This is a genomic window from Parahaliea mediterranea, from assembly GCF_017255185.1.
Taxonomy (GTDB): Bacteria; Pseudomonadota; Gammaproteobacteria; order Pseudomonadales; family Halieaceae; genus JAFKCZ01.
Window position 1 is genome coordinate 400,884 of sequence record NZ_JAFKCZ010000004.1, and the last position, 15,491, is coordinate 416,374.

Here is a 15,491-nt window from a genome sequence, read left to right on the forward strand (position 1 = left end):
CCCCTTGGGCATAATGCCCCCTTCGTGTGGAGCAGGCCCTGACATGTATCACCAGTATTTCGGCTTGAGGGAAGCGCCGTTTTCCATCGCGGTCAATCCGCGCTACCTGTTCATGAGTCCGCGCCATCGGGACGCCCTGGCGCACCTGCTGTATGGGGTCGGCGCCGGCGGCGGTTTCATCCTGCTCACCGGTGAGGTGGGCACCGGCAAGACCACCATCAACCGCTGCCTGCTGGAACAGCTCCCCGACGACACCGACATCGCCATCATCCTCAACCCGGCCCTGAACGCCCTGGAGTTGCTGGCCAGCGTGTGCGACGAGCTGGGCATCGACTGCGATACGCGGCACCACAGCCTCAAGAGCCTCACCGACAAACTGCACCGCTTCCTGCTGGACAACCACGCCCGCGGGCGCAAAACGGTGCTGATGATCGACGAGGCCCAGCACCTGGACTTCGATGTACTGGAGCAGATCCGCCTGCTCACCAACCTGGAGACCAACCACGAGAAGCTGCTGCAGATCGTGCTGATCGGCCAGCCCGAACTGGCCGCTATGCTGCGGCGCCCGGAGCTGCGCCAGCTCAACCAGCGCATCACCGCGCGTTACGATCTCGGGCCCTTGAGCCTGGACGAGACCCGGGCCTATATTCGCCACCGCCTGCAGGTGGCCGGCCTGACCGCCGATCGCGAGCTGTTTGCCGACGGCGCGGTGCGCGCCATTCACCGCCGCTCCCGCGGCATCCCGCGACTGATCAACCTGCTGTGCGACCGCAGCCTGCTCGGCGCCTACGGCGGCAACAAGTCGCGGGCCGACCGCGCGATGGTGGAGGCCGCGGCGCGGGAGGTTATGGGCGAGGAGGGCGCAAGTTCAAAGCGGCGGCGCCCGGCCTGGGTGGTCGCCGCGCTGGTCGGGGCGGTCATCGCCGCCGCCGGGGCCTGGTTGTGGAACCGGGGCGCTCTCGCGCCGCGGGCGGAGGCGCCGGCGGTGGCCGCCGCCGCACCCGCTCGTGTCGCGCCGGAAGCGCCCGCCGCGAACAAGGGGAGTACAACCGCCGCGCCCTGGCTGCAGCCCCCGGACGCGGCGGGGCAGCAGCTGTGGGCCCTGCACGCGGTGGCGGTGGCGCCGGACCAGGCCTGTCCGCTGGAAACGGTGGCGGGCCTGGCCTGCTACCGCGACGCGGTGCGCACCTGGGATGCCCTGCAGGGTTACGACCGTCCGCTGGTGCTGGAACTGGTGACGCCGGAGCGTTTTCGCGCCGCCGCCCTGTTGCTGGGCATCGAGGGGCAGCGGGCCCGCCTGGCGGCCGGGGAGACGGTGGCGGTGGTACCGCTGGCCGAGTTGACGCCGCTGTGGTCGGGGGAGTTCTACCTGCTGTGGCAGCCCCCCGAGGGCTTCGACGGTCCCCTGTCCCTGGGAGACGAGGGGCCGGCGGTGGCCGCAGTGGCGCGCATGCTGGCGCGCCTGGATGGCCAGGACCGGCCGCTGACCCAGGGCCGTTTCAACGAGGCGCTGCAGTCCCGGGTGCGCCTGTTCCAGGCGTCCAACCAGCTCGCGGCCGATGGGGTCGTGGGGGTGCGCACCTTGCTCAAACTCAACGAACAGCTGGGGATCGACATCACCCGTTCCCTGGCGCTGTCGCAACTGGAAACGGGAGAGCGCTCATGACAGGGTCCGGATGTACCGGCGCCAGCCGGGGAGATTTGCCGTGTCGCTGATTCTCGACGCCATCAATCGCTCGCAGCGGGAGCGGGCCGCCCCCGGCGAGGTGCCGGGGGTGGCTACCGTCCACTACGCCGGGGCCACGGCGGCGCCCAGCGCCTGGCGCCAGGGCCTGCTCGGCCTGCTGTTGGTGATTGCGGTGGGCGTGATCGCCTGGTTGCTGTGGCGCCCGGCGCCGGTGGCCGAGCGCGCGCTGCCGGCAGCCGCCCCGCCGCAGCGCGCGGCGCCAACGCCGTCCGCCGATTTCCCCGCGCAGCCCGTCGCCACACCCTCGCCGCGGGCGGTGGAGCCGGAAGTGAAAGGGGAAGGCCCCGTGCCCGCGGTCAACGGCGCGGGCTCGCGGCCGGCGGTGGCGCCGGAAGTGGCCGCGCTGTACGCGGAGCCGGCCTCGCCGCAGAGCGCGGCCGGGGCGCAAACCGCGCCAGCGGCGGCGCGGCGTGAGCCGGGGTCGCAGGGCAAGGTTTCCGCGGAAAAGGCTGCGGTGGAAAGGGCTTCGGTGGAAAGGGCCGCGCAAGCAACGGCGCCGGAACCGGCCGTGCCTGAACCGGCCGTGCCTGAACCGGCCGTGCCGGAAGAGCAGGCGCTGGATGTCGAGGCCCTGCTGCGGGCCGCGCAGCGGGAAATGGGCGGCGAGGAACTGAGCGAGCACCCGGCGCCCTTCCTCTCGGAGCTGTCGCAGCAGCGCAAGGACGCCATTCCGACACTGTTGTACAGCGCCCACGATTACCGCGGTGGCGGCTGGAATTCCACCGTACTGATCAACGGCAAGACCGCCCGCGCCGGCCAGGCGCTGGGCAAGGGAGTCACCGTGGTGGAGATACTGCCCGACTCCGTGGTGCTGGAATTCGCCGGCAAGCCGTTTCGCCTGCGCGCGCTCAACAGCTGGGTGAACCTCTAAAACAAGGTACTGGCCGGGCGTGATGCCCGGCCGGACAGGTCGCGGGTTCTGCTACAAGCCCAGGTAGTCTCGCACGATGGTGAAGAGATCGGGCTGGCGGATGAAGGGCGCCACCCGTCCATCGGCCACGGCATTGCCGTACAGCGGTACGCTGGCGCCGGTGTGCTCCTCGTGGCTGAACTGGTTGGTGGCGTAGTTGACGCTCATCAGGCTGCCCTCCGGGGTGATGATGCGCGCCACCAGTCCGGGGCTGTAAATCGGCACATTGTATTTGGCGAAAATGCTGGTCGCGGGCACCAGTTGCGCCGCCTGGCTGTGGTCGGCGGTCACCAGCACCAGGGTATCCGGATGGGACGCCGCGAAATCCAGTGCGCTGGCCAGCGCCTCCTCCAGTTGCTGTAGCTCGCCAATCGAACCACAGGGCTTGCGCTCGTGGGCCTGCTTGTCGATGGAGGCGGACTCCACCATCAGGAAAAAGCCGCGCTCATTGTCCGCCGACAGGCGCGCCAGGGCCACATCGGTCATCTCCTTCAGGGAGGGGGTGCCGTCGAAGGCGGGATTGGGTTCGCAGGTCATGGGCTCGGGCAGGGTGACGTCCCCGAGGTAACGGTGCAGGCGATTGAGCAGGCTGGGCTTGGCTGCCTCGGCCTCGCGGCCGTCCTCCCCGCGCAGGCGCACCGGCAGGGTGCTCGGCGCGAACAGACCCAGCAGCCGCGCGTCCGCGGGCGCGCCGAGCAGTTCCTCGCGGCTGCGCACCAGGCTGAAGCCGTCCAGCTGGGCGGCGCGGGCGACGCTCTGCTCGCCGCCCTCCACCGCGGGATCGAAGTGCTTGGCGCCGCCGCCCAGCAGTACGTCCAGGCCGGATACGGCCAGCTGCTCGGCAATGGAGCCGGGACCGCCGGCGGCTTTCAGGTCATCCTCGCAGCCCCCGAGCGGTATGTCGTGGTAGGTGATGTCGACCATGGCGTCCGGGTTTTCGCACATGCGATTGCTGACGTGGGCGGCAAAGGAGGCGGGCGTGGCGTCGGTCACGCTGGCGGTGGTGACCACACCGGTGCGCAGCCCCGCGGCCCGGGCCAGTTCGACAATGGTTTCGGCATCCCGGTCGTCACCCGCGGTGGTGCCGATGCGACCGCGGCTGCTCACCTCGCCGGTGGCGATGCTGGTCGCGGTGTTGGCGGAGTCAGCCACATAGACCGGCCTGCGATCCATAGTGTCGTCCACGGTGAGTATCTGTACCGCCGAGCGTACCGGCATGGTGTCGAGCAGCAGCTGGCCGCGGGCCCCCTGGAGGTAATTGCGCGCGATGGTAACCTGCTGGTCGTCCATGCCATCGCCGATGATCAGGATAACGTTGGCGGCGTCGGCCACTTGGCTGGCCAGGGTCAGCGTCAGGGCGCTGGCGAGGTGCCGGAGGGTGGGCATGAAGGAAGTCTCCCGTTAAATTAAAGTCGCAAGGTGAATTGCGCCGCGCCGGACTTGGCCAGCCCTCGGCGAGTGCCCGCGGTGGTTTGGCGGGGAGAGAGAAGCAGTTGGCGCGGCGAATTGCAAGGCTTACACCCGCCACGACGCTGTGGCAGGATGCGGCCGAGAATAACACGAGGATATGTCATGAAGATGATCACCGCCATCATAAAGCCCTTCCGCCTGGACGATGTGCGCGACGCCCTGCAACAGGTCGGTGTCACCGGCCTCACCGTGGAGGAGGTGAAAGGCTACGGACGCCAGCAGGGCCACACCGAACTGTACCGCGGCGCCGAGTACCTGGTGGAATTCCAGCCCAAGTTGAAGTTGCAGGCCGTGGTCGACGCCGAGCTGGTGGATGCGGCCCTTGACGCGGTGCGCGAGGCCGCCAATACCGGCAAGATCGGCGACGGCAAGCTGTTCGTGGCCGACGTCGGCGACGTGGTGCGGGTGCGCACCGGCGAACGCGGTCGCGAGGCTATCTGATATGTCCGCGCCAACGACCGGCATGCAGTGGCAACACCGCCACGCGACCATCAACGGCATCCACATGCACTACGTTGAGCAGGGTGAGGGCATGCCAGTGGTACTGTGCCACGGCTTTCCCCACCTGTGGTTCAGCTGGCACCGCCAGATCAGCGCGCTGGCGGCGGCGGGCTACCGGGTGATCGCCCCGGACATGCGCGGCATGGGCCAGACCGGGGCGCCGGCCGCGGTGGAGGCCTACGATATCGAGCATATCACCGGCGACCTGCTGGGCCTGCTGGACCATGTCGGCGAGGAGCGCGCGGTGTTCGCGGGCCTCGATTTCGGCGCCTTCGCGATCTACGACCTGGCCCTGCGCCACCCGGAGCGGGTGATCGCGGTGATCGGCCTGGAAAACCCGGCCGCGCCCCACAATCCCGATGAGCCGCCCCTGTCGGAGTACCGCCGCCAGGCGCGGGAGCATTTCCTGCACATCGAGTATTTCCGCGAGCCGCCCCGGGCCGATCGCGATCTGGCTGCCGATCCGCGGCGTTTCCTGCACAAGGTCTACCACACGCTGAGCGGCGCCTGTGATTTCTTCGAGATGTTCCGCCACCCACCGGGCACGTCCTATATGGACGCGATGGAGGAACCGCCGCCGCTGCCCTGGCCCTGGCTGTCGGAGTTGGAGCTGGAGTTTTTTGTGTCGGAGTACAGTCGTACCGGGTTCACCGGGGGGCTGAACTGGTATCGCTCGTTTGATATCAAGTGGGAGCAGCGTCGGCCCTTCGAGGGTGTGCAGAGTACGGTGCCTGCCTATTTCATCGGCAGTGAGCACGATGTCGACCTGGAGGGCTTTCACGGCGAGGACCCCATTGGCCAGATGCGGGCGATTTTCCCGGACCTGCGGCGGGTGGAGATGATTCCGGGGGCGGGGCATATGGTGCAGCTGGAGGCCTCGGATGAGGTTAACCGCTTGCTGATCGACTATTTGCGGGAGATTGCTGGCCTGAGCAGATCTACTGGGGACAGGTGATAACGCAGTCTGAGGAGAGCGGCTTCGAAAGCCGGGCCGGAAGGCGGATTGGGGTGCCGAACGGCCACTGGGCTTGTCATCACCTACGGGCCGCTGCGCAACTCAACCATTTTTTGCTGCGCAAAAAATTGGGATTCGAACAGTGCCCGAAAAGAGGGGCAGGCTCTGCTCGCGGTAAAGCCCCCTCCGGTGATGACAAGCCCTAAAAGCGTGGCCTAATTGTTCGGCACCCCAATCCGCCTCCCGTCCCTCTTTACGGAGCGAGATTCAAATTTACGTGGTTTATACACCTTAAAAGCGCCTGCCTTAAGCGGATTCACGCTGCGCAGGTAGGACCGGGGCGCGGGAGCGCCTCTGCGAACAATCAGGCCACCGCTTTCGTTTTCCATCATCGGAGGGAGCTTTACGGCGAGCACTGTTCGAGTCCGAGTTTTTGCGCAGCAAAAACCGTCGAGTTGCGCAGCCGCCCGGAGATGATGGAAAACGAGTGGCCGTTCGCAGAGGCGCTCCCGCGTCCCGGGCCGGCAATCATCCACCAATCCCGTCCTTAACCCCGCCTGCGAATCCGGTAGGCGTAATCGCAAACTGCCCCATCAGTGCAGCATAGTAACGGGCGAAAGTTTCCAGTTCGGTCAGGTCGCGGCTAGAGAATCTTCAACTTGATCCCAAGCTTCTCCAGCACCACCTGCTCCTGCTCGATCTCCCAGGCCGTCAGCGGATGCTGCTCCAGCCAGCCCTCGGGAAAGGTCAGCTTGAGCGAGCGTTTGCCGGTGCGGATGGAAAACTCCGGCAACTGCTCCAGCTGCTCCACATGCTTGAACAGGAAAGCCAGGCGCAGCAGCGTGATCAGGCGCAGCAGTCGGGGCACCTCCGTGTCGGCGAAATCCGCCCACAGCGACGGGTCCAGCTTCGCGCGGTGGGTGCGCGCCAGTAGCGCCAGCTGCTCCTGCTCCTCCTGCGAAAAGCCCGGCAGGTCCGCGTTCAGCAGCAGATAGGCCGAGTGGCGGTTGTAGTGCTTGTGCGAGATCGCCATGCCGATATCCAGCGTACAGGCCGCCCGGTGCAGCAGGTCCCAGTCGGTCTTCGCCAGTCCCCAGCTCTTGCGGGTCGCGTCGAACAGCATGCGCGCGCGCCGCTCCACAATCGCCGCCGCCGCCGTATCCACATTGTGGCGCTGCATCAGCGCATTGATCGTGCGCTCGCGCACATCCTCGTGCGACAGCCGGCCCATCAGGTCGTAGATCACCCCCTCGCGCAGCGCGCCCTTCGAAGTGCGCATCACCGTAATGCCCAGCACATCGAACAACGCCTTGGCGATAGCCACCCCCGCGACAATAACATTGCGCCGCTGGGGCGACAGGCCGCGCAGTTTCAGCGTGTCGAAACTTTGGAAGCCAAGCAGTTTCTTTTCCAGCTCGGCGAGCCCCGCGGCATCGATACCGCCGCTGCACCAGCCGTACTGGCCCAGGATACCCTCGATCGCCTGCAGCGTGCCCGAGGAGCCGACGCAGTCCACCCACAGCCCGCTGTGGTAGCGGTGGCGGATGTAGGAGATTTCCAGGCGGGCGCGGTTGTAGGCGGCCTGGTAGCGCTGGGGGGTGATGCCGCCGCCCGGGAAAAACTCCCGCGAGTACGACACGCAGCCCATTTGCAGGCTCTCCAGTTCGCGCGGCTCGAAGCGCTCGCCCACGATCAATTCCGTACTGCCGCCGCCGATGTCGATCACCAGCCGTGACTGCGCGTCGTCGGCCAGGGTGTGGGCGACCCCCAGGTAGACCAGGCGGGCCTCCTCGCGGCCGTAAATGACATCTATCGACTTGCCCAGCAACTCGCGCGCGGGACGGGTGAATTCGCGGCGGTTTTTCGCCACCCGCAGGGTGTGGGTGGCCACGATCCGCAGGCGCTCCGGTTCCACGCTGCCCAGCAGCTGGCCGAAGCGGGCCAGGCAGTCCAGGCCCCGGGTGATCGCCTCGGCGCTCAGTTGGTCGTCCTCCAGCCCGGCGCCGAGCTGCACCTTTTCCGCCAGTTTTTCCACCGGCCGGATCTCGCCGTGCTCGACCCGCGCGACGATCAGGTGGAAAGAGTTGCTGCCCAGGTCGATGGCCGCCAGCAGGCTGCCGTCGGGCGGGGGATCGAGAGGTTCGCTGTCGTTTGCCAAGGCCGTCGTTTCCAGAGTGAGGCTTTCAGGGCGAATGCTTCCAGCGCCAGGCGCGGGCCAGTTATGGTAAAGGATTGTCGGCGCCAGCGCACTCGGCCGGTGTTTATTCGCCGCGGTACCAGATCGGCGAGGTCCAGGCCCGCTCCTGGATGGTCTTGGGCAGCGCCGGGTCGGCGCAGCTGGGAGGGCGTTCTTCGGCGGGTAGCGCAATGCAGTCGAACTGGCTCCAGCGGCAGCTCGGGTTCTGCAACACCCGGGCGTAGTACACCGCGCTCTGCCCGGCATCGAAGGCCGGGTCGCGCCAGGTGGCGCAGAGCTGGGCGGCGCCGGGCCCGTGAACCCGGCAGGTGGCCGTGTCCACGCCGGCGCCGTTGTCCGCCTGCCCCGCCACGTCAAAGACGCGCTGGTGGCTGCCGCCGTCCCCGTCCACCCAGGTCTTGATGATCTGGATGCGCTGTAGCAGGCCGCCCTCGGGGCGGGGGTCGCGGCTGGCGCTGACCGCGAAAACCGGGCCGTCGGTGGCGCCGCTGGCCGCCGGCAGGTCGCCGCCCATGGGCACGCCGTCGCGGTAGGCGCTGGCCAGGAAGTCCGGGTCGTCGCACAGCGCTTCGCTCAGCTCCCAGCCGGCAAAGAAACGCGGGCGGATGCGCGGCCCGCTGGTGCCAAAGGTCTCCCTCCGCCGCATGGCATCGAACAGCGCCTCGCGGCTGTTCTGCTCGGCGTAGATACCGGCGATACCGCCGGGGTTGTAGCGCACCGGCGAGCCGGTGGCGATGTCTCCGGGCACGTCGACGGCGTCCAGCAGGCGGTGGGATGCGTCGCGGTCGTGGCCGTGGGAGCCCTGGTAGTCGGCCTCCAGGGCCGCGGCGGGGGTGGCGGTGTGGGTGTCGGTGGCGGCGATAATGCCCAGTTTGAAGGGGTTGATACCGAGTTCGGCGGCGTCCGCCTGGCCTTCCGGGAGTACGTGGCGCAGGTAGCTGAAGCGCGACACGCAGCCCCGCAGCATCATGCCGCCGCTGCCCACATCGTTGCCGCAATCAGGGATGGCCTCCGTCGCGGGGCGCAGCTTCTCGAAGTCGCACAGCTCGTCGGCGCCACCGAGCACGCTGGGAATGCCGTTGCGGCACTCGGAATCGCCCTTGGTCTGCATAATCTCCGCCAGTGGCTCCAGCGCCGCGCGCAGCTCGGCCTGGGCGCGGCGCTCCGCGGCGTCCAGGTCGCCGTAGCGGTAGGGCTGCCACATGCGGCCCGAACTCCAGTTGCTGTTGTGGGGGATGGCCAACGCGTCGCAGTCGGCGCTGCCGTCGCGGCAGGTTTCCTGCAGCCAGCGCCACAGCATTGGTGGTGTGCGCGCTTCCTTGGCGCTGGCCACCGCCTGCGGCACGGTGGCGGAGCGAAAGATCACATTGCGGTGCAGGTTGGAGGCCTGCTCGGCGAGGGAGTACTCGTAGGCGTGGAAGGTGGTGAACGCGCAGTCGCCGCCGCGGTCGTGGAAGGCCTCGGTGACGCGCTGGTTGTCGCGCCAGGCCAGCTCGGCCTCGCGCAGGCAGTCGGCGGCGCCGTCACCGCAGATCCGGGCGGAGCGGTCCTGGCCGAAGATGGCGGTGGAGGCCAGGCGGACCATGGGCTGCGCGGCGTCCCCCAGGGGCAGGCGCAGATCGCCGCGATACAGGCGGCACACCAGGGTGGGGTAGGCCTCGCTGCCGGCTTGGTGGCAGAGCCGGTTTTCCCCCAGGGCCTCGGCGTGGTCGGTGACTGCCATGAAATCCAGGGGAGTACTGATGCGCGCCTCGGGGGGCGTGGTATCCGCGTCGTCACCTTGCAGGCGCAGTTGCAGGGGTTCGCCGCGCCCGAAACGGTAGGCGTCCTCCGCGGTTGCCAGCACGCCGAAGGCGGTGGCGTCGTAGGAGGCGGCGGTGTGCACGTGCAGGGCGCCGAACCAGGCGCGCCGGTGGGGGAATTGGTCGCGGCAGGGTGTTGCCCCGGTCGCTTCCAGCAGCGGCTTGACCGGGGTTTCGAACAGCGCGCGGTAGTTGCCGTCGTCGCGTTCCAGTCGCGCGAACTCGTGGCGCAACCACCACAGGCCCAGCGCCGCCGCCAGGACAGCGACCAGCAGCAGGGCGAGGAGCGTTTTCAGCGCGGTTTTTATCGTTGGCATCGCCGAGCCTCACACGGGGCTTTGCGGGCCACTGTAGCGGGCGATATCAGCCGTGACTAGCGGTCGGGGGGCGCCGGGGCGGTGGATCGCACCCTGGTTCAGTATGCCATGCCGGGCTTGTCACCCGGCGTCGATTTGCGATCGCGGTGGGGCTTACTTCTTACCGGTGGTGGTGCGGGAGTAGTAGCCGCCCTGCTGGCCGCTGATGCCGGACTGAACCTGCTCAATCTTGCCGCCGGAGGCCAGGAAGGCGGCGGTCTGCTCTTCGATGGAGGCGGAAGTTTCCACGGCGGCGGGTTGCTTTTTCTTGGCAGCGGCGCGCTGGGGTTTGGCGGACATGTCGGGTCTCTTTGCTCGGGGTGGCCGGCCATTATACACCAGCGGGCAAAAAAATGCCGGCCGCCGGGCGCTTCAGTCGCGGGCGACCACCCGCGGGGTGCGCATCGGCATGCGCGTGAGCAGCTCGTAGCCGATGGTTTTGGCGGGCTCGGCGACTTCCGCCACCGGCAGGCCCTCGCCCCACAGCACCACCGGATCACCCAGCCTAACGGGGCCGATATCGGTGACATCGACGGTGATCATGTCCATCGATACCCGCCCGGCCAGGGCGGCGCGCTGCCCGTTGACCAGCACCGGCGTGCCGCTGGCGGCGGTGCGGGGGTAGCCGTCGCCGTAACCCACGGTGACCGTGGCGATGCGGGAGGGGCGTTTGGCAACCCAACTGGCTCCGTAACCCACTGCCTCGCCGGCCGCTACCTCGCGTACCGAGATTACCGCCGAGCACAGGGTCATCACCGGCCGCAACCGGTCCGCGTTGGGCTGGGGCCGGGTGCCGAAGGGGGAGTGCCCCCACAGCATGTACCCCGGACGTATCCAGTCGTAGTGCGCCTCGGGCCAGGCCAGCACGGCGGGGGAGTTGGCAGCGCTGCGCGGCGCCGCCAAACCGGCTCCACAGTCCTCGAACAGCGCTATTTGCCGTCGCGTGGCGTCGTTTTCCAGCTCGTCGGCGCAGGCGAAGTGGGTGATCAGCACCGGCGGGCCGAGACTGTTGCGGCAGGCGGCGATGCGCTGGCAGAGTTCCGCCGCGCGCGCGGGCGCCACGCCGAGGCGATGCATGCCGGTGTCGACCTTGAGCCAGCACTGCAGCGGCCGGGCGAGCCTGGCCGCCTCCAGCCAGGCGAGCTGGGTGTCATTGTCGATGGTGATCCACAGGCCGGCCTTCGCCGCCACCGCGAGCTCGTCGGGCTCGAATACCCCCTCCAGCAGCAGGATCGGCGCGCCGATGCCGGCCTCGCGCAGCTCCAGCGCTTCCTCCATGCAGGCCACGGCCAGGGCGTCGGCGTGGGGCTCTAGGGTTCGCGCCATGGTCACCGCGCCGTGGCCGTAGGCGTTGGCCTTGACCACCGCCATGACCTTCGACGCGGGGGCCAGCTCCCGCGCCAGCGCGATATTGTGGCGCGCCGCGGAGAGGTCGAGCCGGGCCTGGTTCGGGCGCATCAGTAATCGTAGCGGTGTTCGGAGAACAGGGTCTGGGCCGCCAGCCACACATCGCCAACCCCGCCATCGCCCACGGCCTCGCCGTCGATCTCGATCACCGGCGCCAGCTCCTTGCTGGAGCTGGACAGCCACACCTCGTCCGCGGTCCACAATTCGTCCAGGGTGACCACCCGCTCCTGGATCGGGATGCCGCCGTCGCGGCGCAGCATATCCAGCAGCATCAGCCGGGTGATGCCGGGCAGTTTCTGGTGGTCGAGTTCCGGGGTGGCGACCACGCCGTCCTTGACCACGTAGACGTTGCAGGCGGCGGCCTCGGTGAGCTCCCGCCGGGCGTTGTACAGAATGGTCTCGCTGTGGCCGCGGGAATAGCCGTGCTGGTAGTGCATCACGTTGCCCAGCAGCGCGGTGGACTTGATATTGCAGCGTTTCCAGCGCAGGTCCTCGGTGGTGGACACGCGGTAGCAGGTGGCCGCCGCCTTGTCGGCCCGCGGCGCCGGCGGAATGTCGAAGGCGAAGCCGAACAGGGTGGGTTCGACCCCCTCGGGATAGGCGTGGTTGCGCCGGGTGTCGGCGCCGCGGCTGACATGAAAATAAATACCCAGGTTGCCGCCGCCGTTTTTCTCGCTCAGCCGCGAGGCGATGTCGCGCCACTGATCGAGGTCGATGCGCAGGTCGATTTCCAGCGCGTCCAGGCCATCCTGCATGCGCTGCATGTGGGGGCCGAAGCCCACCAGCCGCCCGCCGTAGGAGGGGATGACCTCGTAGATGCCGTCGCCGAACAGAAAGCCGCGGTCCATTGGCGAAATCCGGGCTTCGGCCATCGGCAGGAATGCGCCGTTCAAATACACTGTGCTCATGGGGTGTTTCCTGTGGTCATGAAATAGTCACTGCCGATCGTCGCTGTCGGCAAAACCGGTCAGTTGGCGCAGTTGCTCGATCACCGCGCAGCCTTCGCTGGCCTCCAGGCCGTCTTCGGTGGGGGTATTCTCCCGGGTCACGCCGTCCACGCTGCCCCGCACCGAAAGATAGTCGAGAATCGCCACCGGCGAGACCCGGCCCAGCAGGTCCTTGCCCGCCCACTGGCCGAGGAAGGCAATCAGGCCGTAGGCGCCCCAATTGGAGACGTCCGCCACCAGCAGTTCGTCGCAGCCGGTTACCGAGACGCGGATATCGAGGGCGCTGATCGCCCCGGCGATCTTGCCCATGCCGATCTCGTTGCCGCCGTCGCCGATGGCGATGGTGGGGCAGTTCGCGCGCGCCAGGAAGGGGTCGAAAATGCCGCAGCGCTCGCTGATGTCCTCGCCGCGCATGTTGTAATAGCGCCCGTCGTCGGTGACCCCGGGGCGCTCGATCGAGATGATGGCCCGGGGGGCCAGTTCGGCGAGGGCCGCTTGCGCGTCCCGCTCCGCGCGGTCCGGGTCGCTGGTGGGCAGGGGCAGCACGCGGAAATCCTGTTCCAGGGCGTCGAACAGCGGTGGCGCGCAGGCCAGCACCGGCTCCGCGCCGAGCGCGGCCAGCGCCTCGTACAGGGCGATGGCGCCCACCGGGCCGTCGGTCTCGAAGGTGTCGGCAACCGGAAAGCCGGTGCCGATCAGCACCTTGCCCTCCAGGCCGCGCAGGTGGCGCGCGGCGCGCAGGTAGTAGCCGGGACGCAGCGCGGCTTGCGCGGTGCGCATCTGGCGCAGGTTGCGCGCCACCAGCAGGTTTTCGATGGCGACGCTGAGCTCAAGTTCGCTCATACACGGTACTCCGGCAAGGGTAGGTTGCGCAGGCGGTGATCGGCCAGGTGCAGGGCATTGTGGGCGGCGTGGGGGGTGATCGCGGCAAAGTGCACGCGGCCTCCCGGGGTCAGTTGCGCGAGGCGCGCCACGTCCAGCGACAGGGCGGCGCCAATCTTGGGGTAGCCGCCGATGGTCTGGCGGTCGTTGAGCAGCACGATGGGCTGGCCGTCCGCCGGTATCTGGATCGCGCCGAAGCAGATGCCCTCGGAGAGAATGCCCTCGATGTCACATTCGATGGCCGGCCCCTCCAGGCGGTAGCCCATGCGGTCGCAGCGCTCGCCGACCGTATAGGCGTGGGAGAAGAAGCGCCGCTGCTGCAGGCGGCTGAAATGGGCCTGCTGGTAGCCGGGGATCACCCGCAGGGTGATGTCCCGGGCGTAGTGCGGCCAGTAGCTCCGCGGCAGGTAGCGCAGCGTGCCGCTGCTCACGGCCGCGCAGGGCAGCACGTCCCCCGGCTGCAATTTGCCGCCGTTGAGGCCGCCGAGCTTTTCCCGGGGCACGGTGGCGGTGCTGCCAAAGCGGGGCGGTACCCGCAGGCCCCCGGCCACGCCCAGGTAGGCGCGGCAGCCGGACTCGGCGAAATCCAGGGCGATCTCGTCCCCCGCGGCGACCCGGTGGACCCGCCACATGTCCCGTGGCTGGTCGTTGATGCGCAGCGGCATGGGCGCGCCGGTCACGCAGAGCAGGGTGTCCTCTGTCGCCTTTACCACCAGGCCGCCGAAACTCACTTCCACCACGGTGGCGTTGCCGTCGTTGCCCAGCAGGCGGTTGCACAGGGCGTGGGCTTCCGGGTCCAGCGGGCCGCCGGTGGTCAGGCCGATGCGCTGGCGGCCGAAGCGCCCGCGATCCTGCAGCAGGCTCATCAGGCCCGGTTGCAGTACTTCCAGGCTCATGACAGTTCTCCGCCCAGTTCCAGGAAACGCGCCCGGCTGATTGGCTCGAAGCGCACCCGGTCGCCCACCGCCACCGGCATCGCCGGCTCGGCGTCCGGGTCGAACATGCGCGTGGGGCAGCGGCCGATCAGGTTCCAGCCACCGGGCGACTCGGCGGGGTAGACCGCGGTCTGGCGGTCGGCGATCGCCACCGCGCCCCGGGGCACCCGCTGCCGCGGGGTGGCGAGGCGGGGGGCGGCGATGCGCTCGTCGACCTGGCCCAGGTAGGCAAAGCCCGGCGCGAAGCCGATGGCGTAGACCCGGTATTCGGTCTCGCTGTGCAGGGCGATGACCTCCTGGATCGACAGGCCGGCGCGTTCGGCGAGGCCCTCCAGGTCGGCGCCGGTTTCGGGGTCGTAGTACACCGGCAGGCAAATCTCGCGGCTGTCCGTCTCGCCGGTGGTGTCGAGCCCCGCCACGGCCTGGCGCACGCGCTCGGCCACGGCGTAGTGATCGGTGGCCAGGGGGTCGTAGATGATCAACAGCGAGGCGTAGGAGGGGACCAGGTCCACCAGGTGCTCGCCCAGCGCGCGCTCCACCGCGGTCGCGGCGGCCTGCACGCGGGCCGAGATGTCAGGGCTGGTGGTGGTTCCCAGATACAGCATGACGGCGCATTCGCCGGCCTGGTGCAATTCCATAGTGTTCTCAGTGCTTGTCGACCAGGGCACGGATGGCCTCGATGGCGCGCACGCCCTCGAGGTTGTCTCCGTGCACGCACAGGGTGTCGGCGTCGAGGGGGAGTGTATTGCCGCCGGCGGTGGTCACCGTGCCCTCGCGCAGCAGTTGTTCCACCTGGGCCAGGGTGCGCTCGCGGTCGTGCACCGCGCCGGGTTTGCCGCGCGAGAGCAGGGCGCCGTCGTCGTCGTAGCAGCGGTCGGCGAAGGCCTCGAGCAGCAAGCCCTTGACGCCCGCCTCCTGCGCCTCGCGGCGGTGGGCCCGCGCATCCGGCGTGGCCAGCAGCATGAGCCGCAGGGGGCGGTGATAGGCCGCCACCGCGGCCATCACCGCCGCGCGAATCCCGGCGTCCGCCATCATCTGGTTGTACATGGCGCCGTGGGGTTTGACATAGTCCAGCTGTACTCCCTCGCTCATCGCCATGCCGTCCAGGGCCGATACCTGGTAAAGCACGGTGGCCACCAGTTCATCGTGACTGAGGTGCATGGGGCGACGGCCAAAGCCGGCCAGGTCGGGGTAGGCGGGGTGGGCGCCCACGCCGACGCCGTGCCTGGCGGCCAGGGCCAGGGTCCTGCGGATGGTCAGCGGGTCGCCGGCGTGAAAGCCACAGGCGACATTGGCCAGGTGAATATGCGGCATGACGTCGGCGTCCATGCCCATGGTCCAGCTGCCGTAGCTCTCGCCGAGGTCGCAATTCAGTAACATCG

14 protein-coding genes are annotated in these 15,491 nt (G+C 68.6%); 4 read left to right on the forward strand and 10 right to left on the reverse strand.

From position 1 onward, the window contains the following. Positions 1 to 43 precede the first annotated feature (43 nt). Both JYP50_RS06595 and JYP50_RS06600 read left to right on the forward strand, forming a co-directional pair. The gene (locus tag JYP50_RS06595; protein WP_206559691.1) at positions 44 to 1,666 is read left to right on the forward strand and encodes an AAA family ATPase; all 1,623 of its coding nucleotides are present in this window, start codon (positions 44 to 46) and stop codon (positions 1,664 to 1,666) included. Positions 1,667 to 1,706: 40 nt separating this feature from the next. Further along, entirely contained in the window at positions 1,707 to 2,618 is a 912-nt protein-coding gene (locus JYP50_RS06600; protein ID WP_206559692.1) for a general secretion pathway protein GspB, read from the forward strand. A 51-nt stretch (positions 2,619 to 2,669) separates the two neighbouring features. On the opposite strand, the gene JYP50_RS06605 is transcribed toward JYP50_RS06600, so the two are convergent. Then, the gene (locus tag JYP50_RS06605; protein WP_206559693.1) at positions 2,670 to 4,043 is read right to left on the reverse strand and encodes an alkaline phosphatase; all 1,374 of its coding nucleotides are present in this window, start codon (positions 4,041 to 4,043) and stop codon (positions 2,670 to 2,672) included. 186 nt (positions 4,044 to 4,229) lie between these two features. Between JYP50_RS06605 and JYP50_RS06610 the strand changes: the two genes are divergently transcribed. Together JYP50_RS06610 and JYP50_RS06615 are read left to right on the forward strand one after the other, a co-directional pair. Next, the gene (locus tag JYP50_RS06610) at positions 4,230 to 4,568 is read left to right on the forward strand and encodes a P-II family nitrogen regulator (protein ID WP_206559694.1); all 339 of its coding nucleotides are present in this window, start codon (positions 4,230 to 4,232) and stop codon (positions 4,566 to 4,568) included. Between the two features lies 1 nt (position 4,569). Continuing rightward, positions 4,570 to 5,583 (forward strand): alpha/beta fold hydrolase, encoded by a 1,014-nt coding sequence (locus JYP50_RS06615; RefSeq protein ID WP_241262877.1) that lies wholly within the window; start codon positions 4,570 to 4,572, stop codon positions 5,581 to 5,583. A gap of 643 nt (positions 5,584 to 6,226) precedes the next feature. Here JYP50_RS06615 and JYP50_RS06620 read toward each other — a convergent pair. From JYP50_RS06620 to JYP50_RS06660, 9 genes are all read right to left on the reverse strand, one after another. Further along, entirely contained in the window at positions 6,227 to 7,741 is a 1,515-nt protein-coding gene (locus JYP50_RS06620) for a Ppx/GppA family phosphatase (protein WP_241262878.1), read from the reverse strand. A 103-nt stretch (positions 7,742 to 7,844) separates the two neighbouring features. Beyond that, positions 7,845 to 9,899 carry a DUF3604 domain-containing protein gene (locus tag JYP50_RS06625; protein WP_206559695.1) on the reverse strand — a complete coding sequence of 685 codons (2,055 nt, stop codon included), beginning with the start codon at positions 9,897 to 9,899 and terminating at the stop codon, positions 7,845 to 7,847. 153 nt (positions 9,900 to 10,052) lie between these two features. Continuing rightward, entirely contained in the window at positions 10,053 to 10,238 is a 186-nt protein-coding gene (locus JYP50_RS06630; protein WP_206559696.1) for a hypothetical protein, read from the reverse strand. Positions 10,239 to 10,310: 72 nt separating this feature from the next. Beyond that, entirely contained in the window at positions 10,311 to 11,396 is a 1,086-nt protein-coding gene (gene alr, locus JYP50_RS06635; protein ID WP_241262879.1) for an alanine racemase, read from the reverse strand. Continuing rightward, positions 11,396 to 12,253: an aminotransferase class IV gene (locus JYP50_RS06640; RefSeq protein WP_206559697.1), complete on the reverse strand. Its 858-nt coding sequence runs from the start codon at positions 12,251 to 12,253 to the stop codon at positions 11,396 to 11,398. The genes alr and JYP50_RS06640 overlap by 1 nt, the downstream gene beginning before the upstream one ends. Before the next feature lie 27 nt (positions 12,254 to 12,280). Continuing rightward, complete coding sequence (locus tag JYP50_RS06645) at positions 12,281 to 13,135, reverse strand: glutamate cyclase domain-containing protein (RefSeq protein WP_206559698.1); 855 nt, start codon at positions 13,133 to 13,135, stop codon at positions 12,281 to 12,283. Continuing rightward, positions 13,132 to 14,070, reverse strand: a complete 939-nt coding sequence (locus JYP50_RS06650; protein WP_206559699.1) for a biotin-dependent carboxyltransferase family protein — start codon at positions 14,068 to 14,070, stop codon at positions 13,132 to 13,134. Before JYP50_RS06650 ends, JYP50_RS06645 begins: the two co-directional genes overlap by 4 nt. After that, the gene (gene pxpB / locus JYP50_RS06655; RefSeq protein ID WP_206559700.1) at positions 14,067 to 14,747 is read right to left on the reverse strand and encodes a 5-oxoprolinase subunit PxpB; all 681 of its coding nucleotides are present in this window, start codon (positions 14,745 to 14,747) and stop codon (positions 14,067 to 14,069) included. Before pxpB ends, JYP50_RS06650 begins: the two co-directional genes overlap by 4 nt. A 7-nt stretch (positions 14,748 to 14,754) precedes the next feature. Continuing rightward, positions 14,755 to 15,489 (reverse strand): 5-oxoprolinase subunit PxpA, encoded by a 735-nt coding sequence (locus JYP50_RS06660; RefSeq protein ID WP_206559701.1) that lies wholly within the window; start codon positions 15,487 to 15,489, stop codon positions 14,755 to 14,757. Positions 15,490 to 15,491: the final 2 nt, after the last annotated feature.

Coding starts and splice junctions, on each gene's coding strand:
- JYP50_RS06640 (WP_206559697.1), bottom strand. CDS start 12,253: ATGAGCACAGTGTATTTGAACGGCGCATTCCTGCCGATGGCCGAAGCC.
- JYP50_RS06615 (WP_241262877.1), top strand. CDS start 4,570: ATGTCCGCGCCAACGACCGGCATGCAGTGGCAACACCGCCACGCGACC.
- JYP50_RS06660 (WP_206559701.1), bottom strand. CDS start 15,489: ATGTTACTGAATTGCGACCTCGGCGAGAGCTACGGCAGCTGGACCATG.
- JYP50_RS06605 (WP_206559693.1), bottom strand. CDS start 4,043: ATGCCCACCCTCCGGCACCTCGCCAGCGCCCTGACGCTGACCCTGGCC.
- JYP50_RS06650 (WP_206559699.1), bottom strand. CDS start 14,070: ATGAGCCTGGAAGTACTGCAACCGGGCCTGATGAGCCTGCTGCAGGAT.
- JYP50_RS06595 (WP_206559691.1), top strand. CDS start 44: ATGTATCACCAGTATTTCGGCTTGAGGGAAGCGCCGTTTTCCATCGCG.
- pxpB (WP_206559700.1), bottom strand. CDS start 14,747: ATGGAATTGCACCAGGCCGGCGAATGCGCCGTCATGCTGTATCTGGGA.
- JYP50_RS06625 (WP_206559695.1), bottom strand. CDS start 9,899: ATGCCAACGATAAAAACCGCGCTGAAAACGCTCCTCGCCCTGCTGCTG.
- JYP50_RS06630 (WP_206559696.1), bottom strand. CDS start 10,238: ATGTCCGCCAAACCCCAGCGCGCCGCTGCCAAGAAAAAGCAACCCGCC.
- alr (WP_241262879.1), bottom strand. CDS start 11,396: ATGCGCCCGAACCAGGCCCGGCTCGACCTCTCCGCGGCGCGCCACAAT.
- JYP50_RS06610 (WP_206559694.1), top strand. CDS start 4,230: ATGAAGATGATCACCGCCATCATAAAGCCCTTCCGCCTGGACGATGTG.
- JYP50_RS06645 (WP_206559698.1), bottom strand. CDS start 13,135: ATGAGCGAACTTGAGCTCAGCGTCGCCATCGAAAACCTGCTGGTGGCG.